Genomic DNA, 16,473 nt, shown 5'->3' on the forward strand with positions numbered 1-16,473 from the left:
GCAATCCCGCCGGCCCTATAGATCGTGGCATGACCGTGGAGAACCCTCCGAAAGGTCCTCCGCTCAGGCGCGGCTGGACTACCGGCGCGTGCGCCGCCGCTGCCGCCAAGGCCGCGACCGCCGCGTTGCTGTCGGGCGAATTTCCCGATCCGGTCGAGATCGCGCTGCCGTCGGGGCGCCGCGTGGCCTTCGCGCTCGCCCGCCACGACATTGCCGGCGATCATGCCACGGCCGCGATCGTCAAGGACGCCGGCGACGACCCCGACGTGACCCACGGCGCGCTGGTCACCGCCACCGTGCGGCGCGGGCCGCCCGGCTCGGGCGTCACCTACAGGCGCGGCGAGGGCGTCGGCCTTGTCACCCGGCCCGGCCTGCCGATCCCGGCCGGCGAGCCCGCCATCAACCCGGTGCCGCGCAAGATGATCGCGGCGTCGGTGGGCGAGGTTGCCGGCGAGGCTGCCGACATCGAGGTCGAGATCTCCGTGCCGGGCGGCGAAAAGATCGCCGAGCGCACGCTCAACCCGCGCCTCGGCATCCTGGGCGGCATTTCCATCCTCGGCACGACGGGCATCGTCATTCCCTATTCCTGCTCGTCCTGGATCCACTCCATCCATCGGGGCATCGACGTCGCCCGCGCCATGGGGTTTGCGCATGTCTCCGGCGCCACCGGCAACGCGTCGGAGGTCGCCGCGCAAAAACTGCATTCCCTGCACGAGGTCCAGCTCATCGACATGGGCGATTTCGCCGGCGGCATGCTCAAATATCTTCGCGACCACCCGGTCGCGCGGGTAACCGTCGCCGGGGGCGTCGCCAAGATGACAAAACTCGCGCAAGGCATGCTCGACCTGCATTCGTCGCGCGGCGCGGCCGACCTCGAGGCGCTTGCGGCGGTTGCCGAAAAGTCCGGGGCCTCGCCAGTTCTCGTCGACCGCATCCGCGCCGCCAACACGGTAGCCGAAGCCTTTTCGCTGGCCGCCGCGGACGGCGTTCCACTGGGCGACGCAATCGCCGCCGCTGCCTGGACCACCGCCGCCGCCGTGCTCAAGGGCACCGGCATCGAGCTCGAGCTGCTGGTCTTCAACCGCGAGGGCGATCTGATGGGCAAGAAGGACTTTTTGCGCGCCTGAGGGCCGGCCTTCAGCGTCAGCGCCGCCCATCACCCTTATCCTCTCCCCGTAGGTACGGGGAGAGGGGGACGCCAACGTTGCCGCTTGTCTCCTCTCGCCGCTCTTGCGGGGAGAGGATGCGGGCAGGCGGGTGAGGGGCAGCGCCGACGCTTCAGAACCGTCATCCTCGGGCTTGTCCCGAGGATCTACGCACTTCCGAAGTTTGGCTTGGTCCAAATTCTTGCCAACGAGGCGGATCCTCGGGACAAGCCCGAGGACGACGGATGGGGAGGGCGACCCGGCTCCCATCCTGAGGTGCGACCCCGAGCTTGTCGAAAGTGAGCCTCGAAGGACGCATCGCATCACAGCCCCTCCCGCCCGCGAAACCGGCGCTGGTAATACGCGTCGTAGAGCGAGCTCTCGCGAAAACCCTCCGCCGCCAGTCCGCGCCCGACGAAGACGATCGCGCTGCGCTCGATCGGGTTTTCCTGGAGCTTGCCTTCGATATCCGCCAGCGTCCCGCGCACCACGCGCTCTTCCGGCCAGGAGGCGCGGAACACCACCGCCACCGGGCAGTCCGCCCCGTAGAGCGGCGAAAGCTCGGCCACGATCTCGTCGATCGCATGGATCGCCAGGTGGATCGCCAGCGTCGCGCCCGTTCGTCCGAACCCGGCCAGCGTTTCGCCCGGCGGCATCTTCGATGCCCGTCCCGAAACACGCGTCAGCACCAGCGACTGCGCCACCTCGGGGATCGTCAGTTCGCGCCCGAGCGCCGCGGCCGCCGCCGCGAAGGAGGGCACGCCCGGCGTCAGCGTGTAGGGAATGCCGAGCTTTTCCAGCCGCCTTATCTGCTCGGCCACCGCGCTCCACACCGACAGGTCGCCCGAATGCAGCCGCGCCACGTCCTTGCCGGCTGCGTGCGCCGCCGCATATTCCGCCTCGATCTCGTCCAGCGACATCGGCGCGGTGTCGACGATGCGCGCATCCGGCGGGCAATATTGCAGCAGCTCTGCAGACATGATCGAGCCGGCATAGAGGCAGACCGGGCACGCCGCGATCAGGTCGCGTCCGCGCACCGTGATGAGGTCCGCTGCGCCGGGTCCGGCGCCGATGAAATGCACCGTCATGCTTCTGCTCCGAAAGCGATCGCGCAGGTCACGTTGCCGAGTGCGGTACGCGGCCCCGCCAGCCGTGCGCCTTCGCCCGCCGCCGCCAGCGCCGCGGCCTCCGAGACCGAAGCAACGCCTGCGAGCTTGAAGGACAGGCTCTTTTCCTCGCCGCTATCTGGGTCGTCATCCTCGGGCTTGTCCCGAGGATCTGCCGAGTTTGGCGAGTTTGCGCGCTTTAAGTCTCCGCTGATAGCTGGCCCTGGGACCGCAGATCCTCGGGACAAGCCCGAGGAAGACGGCGTCGGATCAACCACGACCACCACCTCCAGCCCCAGCATCGCTCCAGCCTCGAAAATCCCGCGCTCCTCCCGCTTGAACGCAACAGTCGCCAGCCGCGCCAGCGAGCCCCGCTCCAGCCCATGCTCCCTCAGCGCCGCCTCCACCGCCGCGACCACTTCCGTCGCGCTGACGCCCTTGCGGCTGCCGATGCCCGCCACGATCATGCTTTGACCCAGCTCCATTGCGTTACCGGCATGGCCGGCCGCCAGCCGCGCATCGAGCCGATCGCCGTTTCCCTGGCGATCGCTATGCGCGTCAGTTCGCCGCCCAGCGCGGCGTGCCTGGCCAGCAGCAGCGCCTCCATTTCCAGTGTCACGGCGTTCGCCACCAGCCTGCCGCCGGAGGGCAGAGCGGCGACCGCGGCATCCATCACGCCGGCGTCCGTGCCGCCGCCGCCGATGAAGATGGCGTCCGGCGTCGGCAGGCCGGCCAGCGCGGCTGGCGCGGTCCCCTCGATCACTTTGAGACCCGGCACGCCGAGCGCCGCCGCGTTGCGCCCGATCCGCGCCGCGCGCTCGGCATCGCCCTCTATGGCGATTGCCCGCATCGCGGGATCGGCCAGCATCCATTCGATGGCGATCGAACCCGAGCCCGCGCCGATGTCCCACAAGAGTTCGCCGCGGCGTGGCGCGAGCGCCGCCAGCGTCACCGCGCGCACCGCGCGCTTGGTGATCTGTCCGTCATGCTCGAACAGCGCGTCGGCGCGACCCGCCGTCAGCGGCAGCACGCGCGCCTCAGGGCCTGTTTCAATTTCCAGCGCCAGCACGTTCAGCGCATTGATCTTTTCGAGATCGAAGCCGCGCGCCGTCGTCGTTCTTATCCGCTCGTCCTCTCCGCCCAGCGCTTCGAGGACCGTCAGCTTCGACGCGCCGAAACCGTGCCCGGCCAGCAGCGACGCGACCGCTGCCGGCCCCTCGCCATCCGACGTCAGCGCCAGCACGCGCCGATTCGGCTGCAGCAGCGGGCGGATCAGGTCGATCGAATGGCCGTGCAGGGAAACCGTCTCGACGTCCTGCAGCGCCCAGCCGAGCCGCGAGGCCGCCAGCGAAAACGCCGACGGGGCAGGGATCGCGATCATCTCGCCTGATGGCACGTGCCGCGCCAACGTCACGCCGACGCCGTGCAGGAACGGGTCGCCCGAGGCGAGCACGCAGACTTTCTGGCCGCGCAGCGCCAAGACCTCGCGCATCGCGGTGTCGAACGGGATCGGCCAGGCACGCGACTCACCCTTGATCAGTTCGTTGGCCAGCGCCAGGTGCCGCTTGCCGCCGAACACGATTTCGGCCTCGCCGATCAGCCTTTTCGCCGCGTCGCCCAGCCCGCCAACGCCATCCTCGCCGATGCCGACGACGGAGAGCCATTTTGAGGAGGCGCTCATGCGGACAGCCCTGCCACAGCGCCGTCATCCTCGGGCTTGTCCCGACGATCTACACGCGTCCGCGTGTTCCTGAATTCGCCAATCGCCAACTTATGGCGGATCCTCGGGACAAGCCCGAGGATGACGGCGCTGGATCCTCGACTGACTCTTCTCTCCCCGTCAGAACGGTGGGGGGAAAGCCCGCCACAACCTTGGCGAACCCCTCTCCCTGTTCTTACGGGGAGAGGGTAAGGGTGAGGGGGAATGCTCAAACGCCGCGCCCCATGAAAAACATCCTGATCCTCGGCGGCACCGCCGACGCCAGAAACCTCGCCGGGAAATTCGCGGCCCGCCACGCCGTCACCCTGTCGCTTGCCGGCCGCACGGAAAATCCGGTGGCGCAGGGCGTGCCGGTCCGCGTCGGCGGTTTCGGCGGCGCGCAGGGCCTCGCGACCTACCTCGCCGAAAACCGCATCGATCTCCTGATCGACGCCACGCATCCCTATGCCGCCCGCATTTCCGCCAATGCGGCGGCCGCCGCCCGCCTGGCCGGTGTTCCGGCCATTGCGCTGCGCCGCCCCGCCTGGGAACGCCAGCCCGGCGACCGCTGGACGCCGGTCGACAGCGCGGCCGAGGCTGTCCGCCTGCTTGGAGCCCGTGCGCGAAAAGTCTTCCTCGCGCTCGGCCGGCAGGAACTTCTGCCTTTCGAGGCCGCGCCGCAGCATTCCTATCTCATCCGCAGCGTCGATCCGGTCGAACCGCCGCTTTCCGTGCCGCATGCCGTCTATGTCCTGGCGCGGGGGCCGTTTTCCGAGGCGGACGACCGCGCCCTGCTCGAAACGCAGGGCATCGACGCCATCGTGTCGAAGAACAGCGGCGGGCAGGCGACCTACGGCAAGATCGCCGCCGCGCGGGCGCTCGGCATCGAGGTGTTTCTCATCGGCCGGCCGCATCTGCCCGACATGCCGTCCGGCGCCGGCGTCGACGAGGTTCTGGCGCTCGCCGATCATGCGCCCGGCTTCAGGAAGCGCGGCGAATAGACCAGCGCCGGCTGCTGGCCGCGTTCGATGACCCGCGTCTCGGCCGAGCCGATGATCACGCAGGTCGCCATGTCGGCCTGGTTCGCGTCGGCCTCGCCGAGCGGCGTCGCCACGATCTTCTCGTCGGGGCGACCGGCAGCGCGTCCAAAGATAACCGGCGTCGTCACAGGCAGGATTTTCGCCAGAAGCTCGAACGCCTTGCCGAGCTGCCAGGGCCGCGCCTTGCTGATCGGGTTGTAGAGCGCGATGACGAAGCCGGCACTCGCCGCGGCGTTCAGCCGCTTCTCGATCGTCTCCCAGGGCTTCAGATTGTCCGACAGGGAGATGGCGCAGAAGTCGTGCCCCAGCGGCGCGCCGGCCCGTGCGGCCACCGCCAGCATCGCCGTCACGCCGGGCACGATCGTCACCTCGATGTCGCGCCATTCCGCCGGGCCCGCCTCGATCGCCTCGCACACCGCCGCCGCCATGGCGAACACGCCGGGATCGCCGCCCGACACCACCGCGACGCGCTCGCCTTCGGCCGCCTTCTCGAGCGCCGCCTGCGCGCGCGAGATTTCCTCGCGGTTGTCCGACGCGACCTTGGTCTGGTCGGGCCTCAGCTCCAGCCGGTCGACATAGGGTCCATAGCCATAAAACCAAGTTGCCGCGGCGACTGCGGCGCTTGCCTCCGGCGTCACCTGGTGCGCGCCGCCCGGCCCGAGGCCGATGACCGCGATGTGTCCCGTCCTGCTCATCGCTTTTCGGCCCAGCCCGGCACCAGCACGATCGAGAAATAGGGCGCCTCGTCGTCCGCCTTCTCGGCCAGCCGCACCGAACTCGTGTTCGCCATCGTGCCGCGCTCGACATAGACCGCCCGGTCGAGCATGCCGGTCGTCTGAAGTGCCTTGCGGATTTTCGGCAGGTTGCGCCCGACCTTCATGATCACCGCGGCGTCGGTGTCGGCCAGCCGCCGCGTCAGCTCGAATTCCGACAGCGTGCCCGGCAGAACGGTCAGGATGTCGTCGCCCTGCACGATCGGGGTGCCGGTCTGCGACCAGCATCCCGACATCGCCGTCACGCCTGGAATGACCTCGGTCGGCCAGCGGTCGGCGAGCCTCACATGCAGGTGCATGTAGGAACCGTAGAAAAGCGGGTCGCCTTCCGACAGGATCGCGACGGTCTTGCCGTTTTCGAGGTGCTTTTCGACCTTGTGAACGGAGTCCTCGTAAAACTCGCGGATCACCTCCCGGTAGTCCTTGGAATCCTTGTGGATTTCCGTCGTGACAGGATAGATCAGCGGCAATTCCGTCCACGTTTCGCGCGCGTGCGGCCCGACGATGCCGCGCGCATTGCCGTTGCTGCCGCGCTTGGCGAAGAAGGCCACGACATCGGCCTCTTCCAGCGCGCGCACCGCCTTCAGCGTCATCAGCTCCGGGTCGCCGGGGCCCGTGCCGACGCCGATCAGCCTGCCGGTTTTTGCTTGCATGTTCAAAGGCCTGGCCTCGCGAGCGCGTTGACGGCGGCGGCGGTCATGGCGCTGCCGCCCATGCGTCCCCGCACGATCGCCCAGGGGATGCCGAGCCGGCTTTCCGCCAGCGCGTCCTTGGATTCGGCGGCGCCCACGAAGCCCACCGGCATGCCGATGATGGCCGCCGGTTTCGGCGCGCCCTTCTCGATCATTTCAAGCAGATAGAAAAGAGCGGTCGGGGCGTTGCCGATCGCCACCAGCGCTCCGCCCATGCGCTCGCGCCAGAGTTCCAGCGCGGCGGCCGAGCGCGTGTTGCCGATCTTTTTCGCGATCTCGGCCGTTTGCGGGTCGCGCAGCGTGCACACCACCTCGTTGTTGGCCGGCAGCCGCGCCACCGTCACACCGCGTGAGACCATTTCCGCGTCGCACAGCACCGGCGCGCCGGCGAGCAGCGCGCCGCGCGCGGCGGAAACGAAATCTTTCGAGAAAACAAAATGTTGCGCCGCCTCGACCACACCGCAGGCATGGATCATGCGCACTGCGACATCGGCTTCTTCTTCCGAGAATCGCGACAGGTCCGCCTCGGCGCGGATGATCGCGAACGACTTTTCGTAGATCGCGTTGCCGTCGTGGATGTAGTCGTATGCCGTCATGTTGCGCGTCTTCCGAAAGCTTCCGCCAGCGCGGAAAGTCCAAGTCTTTTAATGGCTTGCGCCGTCGTTTCGCCCGGCAGCCCTTGTGCCGCGACGCTCGCGGCGACGGTTGCGAATGCGCGCCCTGCGGCGTCGTTATCGGCAAAAGCGACCGCTTCATCGCGCGCCGTCCCGCCCACGACAAGCCCGGTTCCGGCCGGCAGCCCGACAATCGTGAGGTCCGAGCTTGCCGGACGTGCGCATCCCTTGGCGCAGCCCGACACGTGCAGATGCACAGAGCCGTCCAGAAAGTTGCTGTTTTTGCCGACGATTTCCGCTGCGATCCGACGCGCCGGGATATGACCCGAAGCGCAGTCCGGGGAGCCCGGGCATGCCGAGATCGCCTGCCGGGGATCGTCCGGCGCGGTCGCGAAACCCAGCGCTTGCGCGGTCGCGCGCAGCCTTTCCGCCTGGTCAACCGTCCCGCAAACAGCCACCAGCGTGCGTTTCGGCGCGGGGCGAATGTCCTCGACGCCGATCCCCTGCGCCATTTCCGCAAATGTTTTCAGCAACCCGGCGCTGGTGTGGCCGAACGGCAGGGCGACGCCAAGGGCGAATTTTTTGTTGCGGAGTTCAATGCTTCCGATCAACGATCCTGCGAAGTTGCGTTCTTTCGCGCCCCCCTCTGTCCTGCCGGACATCTCCCCCACAAGGGGGGAGATCAAGCCGTCATCGGCGGCTCCGCAAATCTCAGGCGCTACAGATGAGGGCGCGACATCGCCGCGACTAGTCTCCCCCCTTGTGGGGGAGATGGCCGGCAGGCCAGAGGGGGGCAACGTAGGACGACCACCCTCCAAGCCACTGGCTAAGCTCGATAAAATTGTTCCGTCCACATCCCGGGCGCGTGCAGCACGGCCCACGGCCGCAACCTCGGACAGAAGCGCGAGCGTTGCAGCACAAGCAGCCTGTGCATTTTCCGCAAAACCAACAGGCCTTGCCGTCGTCGCATCCCCCGCGATCGCCACCAGCCAGGCGCCGCCGTCGACGGCCGTCAGCCTGACATCCGCGGAAACCTCGTCCAGCGCGGTCCGGCCGCCGCCGTCGACGACCACCGACACTTTCGGTCCGAGCCGGTTTTCCAGCCCCGCGTCGGCGATTGCCGCGCGAATGGCTTGCGCCACTCCGGTCGGATCGGCGGTCTCGCCGGGATCGAGCCCGGCCAGCACGCTCGTCTGCACCGGCACGCCGGTGCGCACCGCAATGCCAAGCGCATCGACGGTTTTGGCAAAGGGGCCGGCCGAGCTTTCCGTCAGGCCGCGCACCTGAACGCTGCCGCGCGCGGTCACCTCGATCACGCCGTTGCCATGCGCCCCGGCGGCGTCGCAAAGCCCGGCGAGTTGGGCAGGCGACAGGCCGCCGGCCACCGGGTTCAGCCGGGCCAAAAGCCCGTCGCCGGTCTTCATGGGCGCCGACAGGGCAGGGCAGGCGCCGCGCCGCGTGAAGCCGCCGGCCAGGAGATTTTCCGTCGCGGGCGCGATCATGCCGCCGCGACTCCCTGGCCGCGCGCCTCGGCGACCAGCGCGGCGAGATCGTTGTCGACCGAGTTGCGCAGCGGGTTCCACAGGCCGCGCCGCCTGGCCGCGGCGAAACGTTCGGCAATGAAGGCTGCCGCCTTCGGGTTTTCGCGCAGGATGAAGGCGCGCACAGCCTCGTCGCCGAGATAGGCGTCGTGCACGGCCCCGATCAGCGCGCCCGGAATGGCGTTGGTGGTCTCGGCGAAGCCGATCAGGCGGTCCACCGTCTCGGCGAATTCCGATGCGCCGCGCGGCCCGTGCCGCATCTGGCCCACGATGAAGCGCGGATTGGTCGCCCGCGCTCGCACCACGCGCGTCACCGCCTCGGTCACCGAGCGCGGCTTTGGCTTTTTCGGGTCGGTGGTGTCGAGCACGATGACGTCGGCCTTGCCGCCGAGCAGCGCCACCGCCGCCGAAAAACCGCCGACGAAGGCGACGTCCGCCGAACCCTCGAGAATGTCGCGGCCGGGGTCGTCGCCGGAATGCACCAGGAGATCGGCTTCGGCGACCCGCCTGGCGAAGGCGTCGGGCAGGTGCTCGCCATCGCCCTCCGCGCCGCCATAGGCATGCGATGCCGCGTCGAGATAGGCGCGGCCGAGTTCGTCGCGCGCTTCCCAGTTTTGGCCGGACAAAAGCTCTTCCGGCCCCGCGCCATAGGTGCCGGGGGAGGAGCCGAAGATGCGCGCCGGGGCTGCGCCGTCGCGTCGTGCCGCCTCGGCAAGCGGGTTTTCGGAAAAATCCTCGTCGCGCGCGGCGACCGCCCTGGTGGCGGCGTCGATCAGCGCGATCTGGGTCGGGAACATGTCGCGGAACAGGCCGGAAATGCGCCATGTCACGTCGACACGCGGCCGCCCGAGCGCTGCTGGCGGCAGTACTTCGATGCCGGTGACGCGGCCGGTCGCCGAATCCCATTGCGGCCGGCAGCCCATCAGCGCCAGCCCCTGCGCGATCTCCTCGCCGCCGGTGCGCAGCGAAGCCGACCCCCAGAGGTCGACGACCAGCGAGCGCGGCCAGTCGCCATGGTCCTGCATGAAGCGGCGCACCACCTCGGTCGCGGCCGCCTCGCCGATGTCCTGCGCGGTCGGCGTCGGCATGGTGCGCGGGTCGGCGGTGAACAGGTTGCGGCCGGTCGGAAGGACGTCGATGCGCCCCCGCGCCGGCGCGCCGGAAGGCCCGGCCGGCACGTGGCGGCCGTCGAGCGCGGCGATGAGCGCGGCGCGTTCGGCCGTGGCGCTTGTCAGCCGGCCTTCGTCGTCGTCCGGCTCCGCCCGGCCATAGACATGCAGCCCGTCCTTGATTGAAAAATCCTTGAGGTCGCAGAGCCAGGCGTCGATGCGGCGCAGCGCCTCGTCGGGCTGGTCGGTGTCGGCGACGCCCGCCTCGGCGGCTAGCCCCGTTTTCGCGGCGGTCGCGACGATAAGCTCCGCCAGCCGGTCGCGGCGGCGGCGGTCGAGCCCGTCGGCCTGCGCATATTCGTCGACCAGCCGCTCGAGCTTCTGCTTGTCGTCGTCCAGTTCGGCGGCGACCAGCGGCGGCGGCAGGTGGCCGAGCGTGACGGCGGCGATGCGGCGCTTGGCCTGCGCCGCCTCACCGGGATTGGAGACGATGAAGGGATAGACGACGGGCAGCGGGCCGGCGACGATTTCGGGAAAACAGCCCTTGCCGAGCGCCACCGCCTTGCCGGGCAGCCATTCCAGCGTGCCGTGCGCGCCGACATGCACGATGGCGTCGACGCCGAGTTTGTGGCGCAGCCAGAGCCCGAAGGCGACGAGTTCGTGGCGCGGCGGCAGCGTCGGATCGTGGTAGTCGGCGCGGCGATCTTCCGAGCGCCCGCGTTCGGGCGCCAGCGCCACCGTGACGTTGCCGAAGGTGGCGGCGCGGAAGGGGAAGGCGTGCGGTGAGGAGCGGCGGCGCTCTATGTCACCCCCCTCTGGCCTGCCGGCCATCTCCCCCTCAAGGGGGGAGATTGGTCTCTCCACCGTTTCGCCATCCTCTGCAACGTTCGAGATTGGAGAAGCCGTAGATGACGGCGTGATCTCCCCCCTTGAGGGGGAGATGGCCGGCAGGCCAGAGGGGGGCGCGAAGGAACTTGACTTTCCCGGACTTCCCCATGCCGCTTCGACAACTTGCCTAGCCTCAGCGGGCAATTCCACAGCAAGCGCAAGATAGTCCTCCAGGCTCAACCCCGCGCCTTCGCGCTCCACCAGGTCGAGCAGTTCGCGCGGCGTTTCAGGAATCCCGTCAATGGCATAGCCGGCGTCCTTCAGGTCGTGCAGCATGGCGAGCACGGAGGTCGGCACGTCCAGCCCGACGGCATAGCCGGTGCGGCCGGCCGCGCCCGGATAGTCGGGCATCAGGATCGCCACGCAGCGGCTTTCGCGCGGCGTCGCCTGCAACCGGGCCATCGCCGCGATGCGCGCCGCGACCTGCTCCACGCGGTCGGCCTCCGGGCGGTTGGCGAAGGCGCGAAAGCCGAGTTCGGCGTCGACCTCGCTCTCGCCCTTGAAGGACAGCGCGCCGGCCAGGATGCGGCCGTCGAGCTCGGGCATCACGACATGCATGGCAAGGTCGGCCGGGGCCAGCCCGCGCGGGCTCTTTGCCCACGCTTCCCGCCGCGTGGTGGCGACGATCGCCTGCATCACCGGCACGCCGGCGCGGTCGAACAGCGTCTCCGCGCCAGGCTCGGCGCCCGCCGCGAAGGCGGTGGCGGTGACGATGAGGGCGGGCTTGAGGTCACGCAGCGCGGTTTCGACAAAGGCCGCGGACGCGGCGTCCTTCAGGCTGGCGACGAAGATCGGGACGGGGTTCAAGCCCCTTGCCCGCAAGGCGTCGGCGAGCGCGTCGATCGGCGCGACGTCGGAGGCGAGCAGCATCGAGCGATAGAAGAGGATGGGGACGGTGGGGGCGGTAATGGCGGTGGGTGGAATACCCCCCTCTGCCCTGCCGGGCATCTCCCCCTCAAGGGGGGAGATTATTCGCTCTGTCGTCCCACCATTTTCTGCAAAGTCGAAAATTGGTGATGTCGCCGGAACCGCGAATCTCCCCCCTTGAGGGGGAGATGCCCGGCAGGCCAGAGGGGGGCGAGTGGCGATGCCCTTCGTCAGATAATCGTAGAACCCGGCCTTCGGCACCTCGACCGCGTCCGGCGCCTCCACCGCGCGTCCGGCGAGCCCTGCCAGCCGGCGTACCAGCGCCGCCATGTTCTGAGGGCCGCCCTCGCGGAAATAGGACAGCAGCGCATCCAGCTCGCCGCGCGGCAGCGTCGAGCATTCGACCAGCCGCTCGTCCTGCTCGCGGCATTCGCCGGGCAGCAGCGCCAGCTTGACGCCGTTCGTCCGCGCCGCGGCCGCAAGCTGGTCGCAGCCATAGCGCCACCAGTCGTAGCCGCCGAGGATGCGGACGAGGATCACCTTCGCCTTGGTCGCGACGCTGTCGACCCAGAGGTCGACCGACATCGGATGCCTGAGGTCGCGCAGCGCGGCGAGCCGCATCGAGGGCAGGGCGCCGGCGTGTGCCTTCCACGCCGCCGCCATGCCCGCCAGGTCGCTGTCGGTGAACGACAGCGCCACGATGTCCGCCGGCGCCTGACGCAGGTCGACCGGCTCGACGAGGTCGTCGAGCGAGGCGGAGCTGGTGGTCAGGATGTGCACGGCGGCTCTGCTCCTAGCCGACCAGGATCTTCTCGATCGCCTGCTGGTCCAACCCCTTGAGTCCGATCACCACCAGCCGCGAGCGGCGGTCGTCGCCGGCGGTCCATGCGCGGTCGTAATAGTGATTGACGCGCGGGCCGACCGCCTGGACGAGCAGGCGCATCGGCTTGGCCGACACCTCGACAAAACCCTTCACGCGCAACACCTGTTCCTTTTCGGCGGCGTCGGCGACGCGTTTGGCCAGGTCGTCGGGATTGGCGACGGCCGGAATCTCGACGACAAAGGAGTCGAAATCGTCGTGCTCGTGGTCGAGCTCGTCGTCGTGATGCGTCTTGCGGTTCTCGATGTCGTCCTCGACGGCGAGGCCGAGGCCGAGCAGCAGCGCGGGGTCGACCTTGCCGTTCGCCGACGGCACCACCCTGACGCCCGCCCTTGCATGGTCGAGCGCGGCGTTGGCGCGGGCGGCGCCGTCAGCGTCGATCAGGTCGCTCTTGGACAGGATGATCAGGTCGGCACAGGCGACCTGATCGTCAAACACCTCTTCCACCGGATCGTCGTGGTCGAGCGTTTCGTCGGCGGCGCGCTGCTCGGCGAGGGCGTCCATGTCGGAGGCAACCTTGCCGTCGGCAAGTGCCGCGCCATCGACCACGGCGACCACGCCGTCCACCGTCACGCGCCCCTTCACCGTCGGCCACTGGAAGGCCTGCACGAGCGGCTTTGGCAACGCCAGTCCCGACGTCTCGATGATGATGTGATCGACCTTCGGGGTGCGCGACAGGATCTGGTCGAGCGCGGGGACAAAATCGTCGGCCACCGTGCAGCAGATGCAGCCGTTGGCCAGTTCAACGATGTTTTCCTCCGGGCAGGACTCGATGCCGCAGCTGCGCAGGATCTCACCATCGACGCCGACGTCGCCGAACTCGTTGACGATGAGCGCCAGCCGCTTGCCGCTGGCGTTTTCGAGCAGGTTGCGGATCAGCGTCGTCTTGCCGGCGCCGAGGAAGCCGGTGACGACGGTGCAGGGAACGCGGGAAAGCGAGGTCATGCGATGTCCTTGAGGGTCGAGAGGGGCGGGATGCGCGCGACGAGGCCGCGCTTGAGCGAATCGGGGCGGCCCCGCCAGGGGATGAGGCCGTCGGCGGAACCGGCGAAGAGTTTTGCCCCGGCGACGAGGTCCGGGCCGCTGTCGGCGTCGAGATCGCCGAAGACGTAGCTCCAGCAGCCGTCGCGCAGGATCGCGGCGGAGAGGCGGCGCTTGCAGTTGCCGAGGCATTCGACGGTGCGGACTCGCACCGCCCCGTCCGCGGCCAGCTTTGCATTCCGGGCGAGGATAGCGCCGGCGCGGGGATGGGAGTCGGAGCCTGAGGCGTCGCGGCAGGTCGCGCAGACGACGACGGTCACCGCCGAAAGGTCGGCGGGCGCAATGGCAGATGCCCCTTCAGGGGAGATGTCGTCGGCCTTCAACACGCGCTCCTTGCCCGGGACACCCGCCGGGCGGTCGGATCAATCTTTCGACGGCAGGTCTCCTGGCTTGCGGGTCGCCGCCCTTGCCGCCTTCCCGGATATCCAGTGGCTTTCGGCGCGGGCTCGTCGCTTACAGTTGCGGGGACAGCCGCGGCGTTGGGCGAAAAAAAGCCCGCACCGCATTCCCTCTTAGCTCCCCCCGTTGCGGGAGGGAGACCGTCTACTTGGATTTAGGCTTGGCGGCGTGCCCGAGTCAACGTGCGGCTACGACGCCGACGGTTTCGCCTGCGCCAGTCTCGCCAGTTCGGGGCCGAGATCGCCTTTCGGCGTCACCTCCATGCGCTCCAGCCCGAGCCAGGCCTGCATCAGCCGGAATTCCTCAAGCAATTCCGCAGCGGTTTCAGGCGGCGCGCCGGCTTGGGCGTAGGTCGCCAGCACCCTGAGCACGCCGGCGGGCCGGTCGGCCTTCACATCGGCGCGCGCCACGATGGTGTCGCCGAGCAGGAAGGGCAGCACGTAGTAGCCGTACTGGCGTTTTTCAGCCGGCGTGTAGATCTCGATGCGGTAGAAGAAGTCGAACAGCCGCTCGGCGCGCGAGCGCTCGAAGACCAAAGGGTCGAAAGGCGCCAGCAGCGCGCGGGCCTGCACCTTGCGCGGCATGCGCGCGTCCTTGTGGAGATAGGCCGGCTGCTTCCATCCTTCGACCTTCACCGGCAGCAATTCGCCTTCCTCGACGAGTTCCTCCAGGCGGCCTTTCACGTCGCCGGGGTTGAGGCGGAAATAGTCGCGCAAATCGCCATAGGTGGCGACGCCGAGCGCGCGGGCCGAATGGCGAAGCAACGCGCGGTGTGCGTCCTCGCAGGTCGGGGCAGGGGCGTTGAAGACCTCGGGCGGAATGACCCGCTCGGGCAGGTCGTAGAGCCGTTCGAAGCCGCGCCGCGAATGGGTGGTTATGCGGCCGGCCCAGAACAGCCATTCGAAGGCGTGCTTTTCGTCCGACCAGCCCCACCAGCCGCCCTTGCCCTTGGCGCCGTCTATGTCGGACGCTGCCACCGGCCCGCGCGACGCCACCTCCGCATAGATCGCTTCGATCAGTGTGCCGTTGCGCCGTGCCCACTGAGCGAGGCCCTTGTAGATCTCGCTTTCGTCGTTGGCGGCGGCGCGCTCCATGCGCCATCGCATCAGCGGCCAGGTCTCGAGCGGCAGGAAGGACGCCTCGTGCGCCCAGTATTCGAAAAGCCGCCGCTTGGAGCCCGGCGCCGCCGCACCGTCGAGCAGCGCCATCGGGTAGGGGCCGAGCCGCGAGAAGAGCGGCATGTAGTGCGCCCTGACGACGGCGCTGACCGAATCGATCTGCAGCAGGCCGAGCCGGGCGAGCAGGCGGTTGAGGTGCCGCCGGTCGATCGGACCGGCCGGGCGCGGGTCGGCAAAGCCCTGGGCCGCCAGTGCGATCCGCCGGGCCTGGGCGTTCGATAGCTTCTCCCTCATCGGGCGGGGTGTCCTGGCGGCAGGGGGAGGGGCGGGGTCTTTGGCAATCGATTTCGCATGCGAGGGGACAGTCTAACAGGCTTTCTGCCAAAACGCTGTCAGGAGTAATAAGTGGAGTAATTCGGTAAGGATTTCACCGGCCTGCAAAGGGTGAAAGCCCGCGGAATCGGTCAAGGTTGGACTTGCTTCACCGGAACTGCTGCGCTAACCCTCGCCGCGTTGCAGCATGAACCCCGAAACGGTTCAGCGTACTGTCTGTCGCGCTTCCTGAAGAGGGTCCCGTGCTGTAAACCAAACTGGATCGTATCCGCGGACCTGAGGCAATGAGCGAACTCCTGGGCTCCTACCTGCCCGTCGTCATATTCATCGGCGTCGCCATGCTGGTCGGCGTGGCGCTCGTGGTGGCCCCCTTCCTGGTCGCCTATCGCAATCCCGATCCGGAAAAGCTGTCGGCCTACGAGTGCGGCTTCAATTCCTTCGACGACGCCCGCATGAAGTTCGACGTCCGGTTCTACCTGGTGTCGATCCTGTTCATCATCTTCGACCTGGAAGTGGCGTTCCTGTTCCCGTGGGCGGTGTCGTTCGGCGAAATCGGCATGTTCGGCTTCTGGTCGATGATGGTTTTCCTGGCCGTGCTGACCGTCGGCTTCATCTACGAATGGAAGAAGGGAGCGCTGGAATGGGACTGAGCCCCGACATGGCGGCCGGCACGCTCGTCGCCCCGAAGCCGAAAGGCATCATCGATCCTTCGACCGGCAAGCCGGTCGGCCACGACGACCCCTACTTCGGCTCGATCAACGAGGAACTGTCCGACAAGGGCTTCCTGGTCACCTCCTCGGAGGCGCTGGTCAACTGGGCGCGCTCGGGTTCGCTGATGTGGATGACCTTCGGCCTCGCCTGCTGCGCCGTGGAGATGATGCACACGTCCATGCCGCGCTACGACGCCGAAAGGTTCGGCGCCGCGCCTCGCGCATCGCCGCGCCAGTCGGACGTGATGATCGTCGCCGGCACCCTGACCAACAAGATGGCGCCCGCGCTCCGCAAGGTCTACGACCAGATGCCGGAGCCCCGCTACGTCATTTCGATGGGCTCGTGCGCCAATGGCGGCGGCTACTATCATTATTCCTATGCGGTGGTGCGCGGCTGCGACCGCGTCGTGCCGGTCGACATCTACGTGCCCGGCTGCCCGCCGACGGCCGAGGCGTTGCTCTACGGCATCCTTCTTCTGCAGAAGAAGATCCGCCGCACCGGCACGATCGAGCGGTGA

The 16,473-nt window shown here is 68.5% G+C and carries 15 protein-coding genes and 1 riboswitch; of the genes, 4 read left to right on the forward strand and 11 right to left on the reverse strand.

Features of this window, described 5'->3' with window-relative positions; translation table 11 throughout:
- Positions 1–29 precede the first annotated feature (29 nt).
- Entirely contained in the window at positions 30–1,127 is a 1,098-nt protein-coding gene (locus tag ABUE31_RS03580; RefSeq protein WP_367722114.1) for a cobalt-precorrin-5B (C(1))-methyltransferase, read from the forward strand.
- Positions 1,128–1,468: 341 nt separating this feature from the next.
- Here the strand turns inward: ABUE31_RS03580 and cobM are convergent, their stop codons facing one another.
- The 3 genes from cobM to cbiE are packed head-to-tail and all read right to left on the reverse strand — an operon-like array spanning position 1,469 to position 3,932.
- Positions 1,469–2,233 (reverse strand): precorrin-4 C(11)-methyltransferase, encoded by a 765-nt coding sequence (cobM, locus tag ABUE31_RS03585; protein ID WP_367722115.1) that lies wholly within the window; start codon positions 2,231–2,233, stop codon positions 1,469–1,471.
- On the reverse strand, positions 2,230–2,718 hold the full coding sequence (locus ABUE31_RS03590; protein ID WP_437344062.1) for a cobalamin biosynthesis protein: 489 nt from the start codon (positions 2,716–2,718) through the stop codon (positions 2,230–2,232). Before ABUE31_RS03590 ends, cobM begins: the two co-directional genes overlap by 4 nt.
- Positions 2,715–3,932, reverse strand: a complete 1,218-nt coding sequence (gene cbiE, locus ABUE31_RS03595; RefSeq protein WP_367722116.1) for a precorrin-6y C5,15-methyltransferase (decarboxylating) subunit CbiE — start codon at positions 3,930–3,932, stop codon at positions 2,715–2,717. Before cbiE ends, ABUE31_RS03590 begins: the two co-directional genes overlap by 4 nt.
- Positions 3,933–4,195: 263 nt before the next feature.
- On the opposite strand from cbiE, the gene ABUE31_RS03600 reads away from it, so the two are divergent.
- Positions 4,196–4,951: a cobalt-precorrin-6A reductase gene (locus tag ABUE31_RS03600; protein ID WP_367722117.1), complete on the forward strand. Its 756-nt coding sequence runs from the start codon at positions 4,196–4,198 to the stop codon at positions 4,949–4,951.
- Here ABUE31_RS03600 and ABUE31_RS03605 read toward each other — a convergent pair.
- The 8 genes from ABUE31_RS03605 to ABUE31_RS03640 form a co-directional block, all read right to left on the reverse strand.
- Positions 4,918–5,685, reverse strand: a complete 768-nt coding sequence (locus ABUE31_RS03605) for a precorrin-3B C(17)-methyltransferase (RefSeq protein ID WP_367722118.1) — start codon at positions 5,683–5,685, stop codon at positions 4,918–4,920. The genes ABUE31_RS03600 and ABUE31_RS03605 overlap by 34 nt on opposite strands.
- On the reverse strand, positions 5,682–6,416 hold the full coding sequence (locus tag ABUE31_RS03610) for a precorrin-2 C(20)-methyltransferase (protein ID WP_437344063.1): 735 nt from the start codon (positions 6,414–6,416) through the stop codon (positions 5,682–5,684). Before ABUE31_RS03610 ends, ABUE31_RS03605 begins: the two co-directional genes overlap by 4 nt.
- Positions 6,417–6,418: 2 nt before the next feature.
- Positions 6,419–7,051, reverse strand: coding sequence for a precorrin-8X methylmutase (locus ABUE31_RS03615; protein WP_367722120.1), 633 nt, complete (start codon positions 7,049–7,051; stop codon positions 6,419–6,421).
- Positions 7,048–8,571, reverse strand: a complete 1,524-nt coding sequence (cobG, locus tag ABUE31_RS03620) for a precorrin-3B synthase (RefSeq protein ID WP_367722121.1) — start codon at positions 8,569–8,571, stop codon at positions 7,048–7,050. Before cobG ends, ABUE31_RS03615 begins: the two co-directional genes overlap by 4 nt.
- Positions 8,568–12,254, reverse strand: coding sequence for a cobaltochelatase subunit CobN (locus tag ABUE31_RS03625; RefSeq protein WP_367722122.1), 3,687 nt, complete (start codon positions 12,252–12,254; stop codon positions 8,568–8,570). Before ABUE31_RS03625 ends, cobG begins: the two co-directional genes overlap by 4 nt.
- A 13-nt stretch (positions 12,255–12,267) precedes the next feature.
- Positions 12,268–13,299, reverse strand: coding sequence for a cobalamin biosynthesis protein CobW (gene cobW, locus ABUE31_RS03630; protein ID WP_367722123.1), 1,032 nt, complete (start codon positions 13,297–13,299; stop codon positions 12,268–12,270).
- Positions 13,296–13,718: a DUF1636 family protein gene (locus ABUE31_RS03635; protein ID WP_367722124.1), complete on the reverse strand. Its 423-nt coding sequence runs from the start codon at positions 13,716–13,718 to the stop codon at positions 13,296–13,298. Before ABUE31_RS03635 ends, cobW begins: the two co-directional genes overlap by 4 nt.
- 35 nt (positions 13,719–13,753) lie before the next feature.
- A riboswitch (cobalamin riboswitch) is annotated at positions 13,754–13,954 on the reverse strand.
- A 28-nt stretch (positions 13,955–13,982) separates the two neighbouring features.
- Entirely contained in the window at positions 13,983–15,206 is a 1,224-nt protein-coding gene (locus tag ABUE31_RS03640; protein WP_367722125.1) for a winged helix-turn-helix domain-containing protein, read from the reverse strand.
- Between the two features lie 323 nt (positions 15,207–15,529).
- Here ABUE31_RS03640 and ABUE31_RS03645 point away from each other — a divergent pair, with 323 nt between their 5' ends.
- Together ABUE31_RS03645 and ABUE31_RS03650 are read left to right on the forward strand one after the other, a co-directional pair.
- Positions 15,530–15,895 (forward strand): NADH-quinone oxidoreductase subunit A, encoded by a 366-nt coding sequence (locus tag ABUE31_RS03645; RefSeq protein ID WP_367722126.1) that lies wholly within the window; start codon positions 15,530–15,532, stop codon positions 15,893–15,895.
- Complete coding sequence (locus ABUE31_RS03650; RefSeq protein WP_437344064.1) at positions 15,865–16,473, forward strand: NuoB/complex I 20 kDa subunit family protein; 609 nt, start codon at positions 15,865–15,867, stop codon at positions 16,471–16,473. The genes ABUE31_RS03645 and ABUE31_RS03650 overlap by 31 nt, the downstream gene beginning before the upstream one ends.

The sequence above is a fragment of the Mesorhizobium marinum genome (genome assembly GCF_040813675.1).
Lineage (GTDB): Bacteria > Pseudomonadota > Alphaproteobacteria > Rhizobiales > Rhizobiaceae > Mesorhizobium_K > Mesorhizobium_K marinum.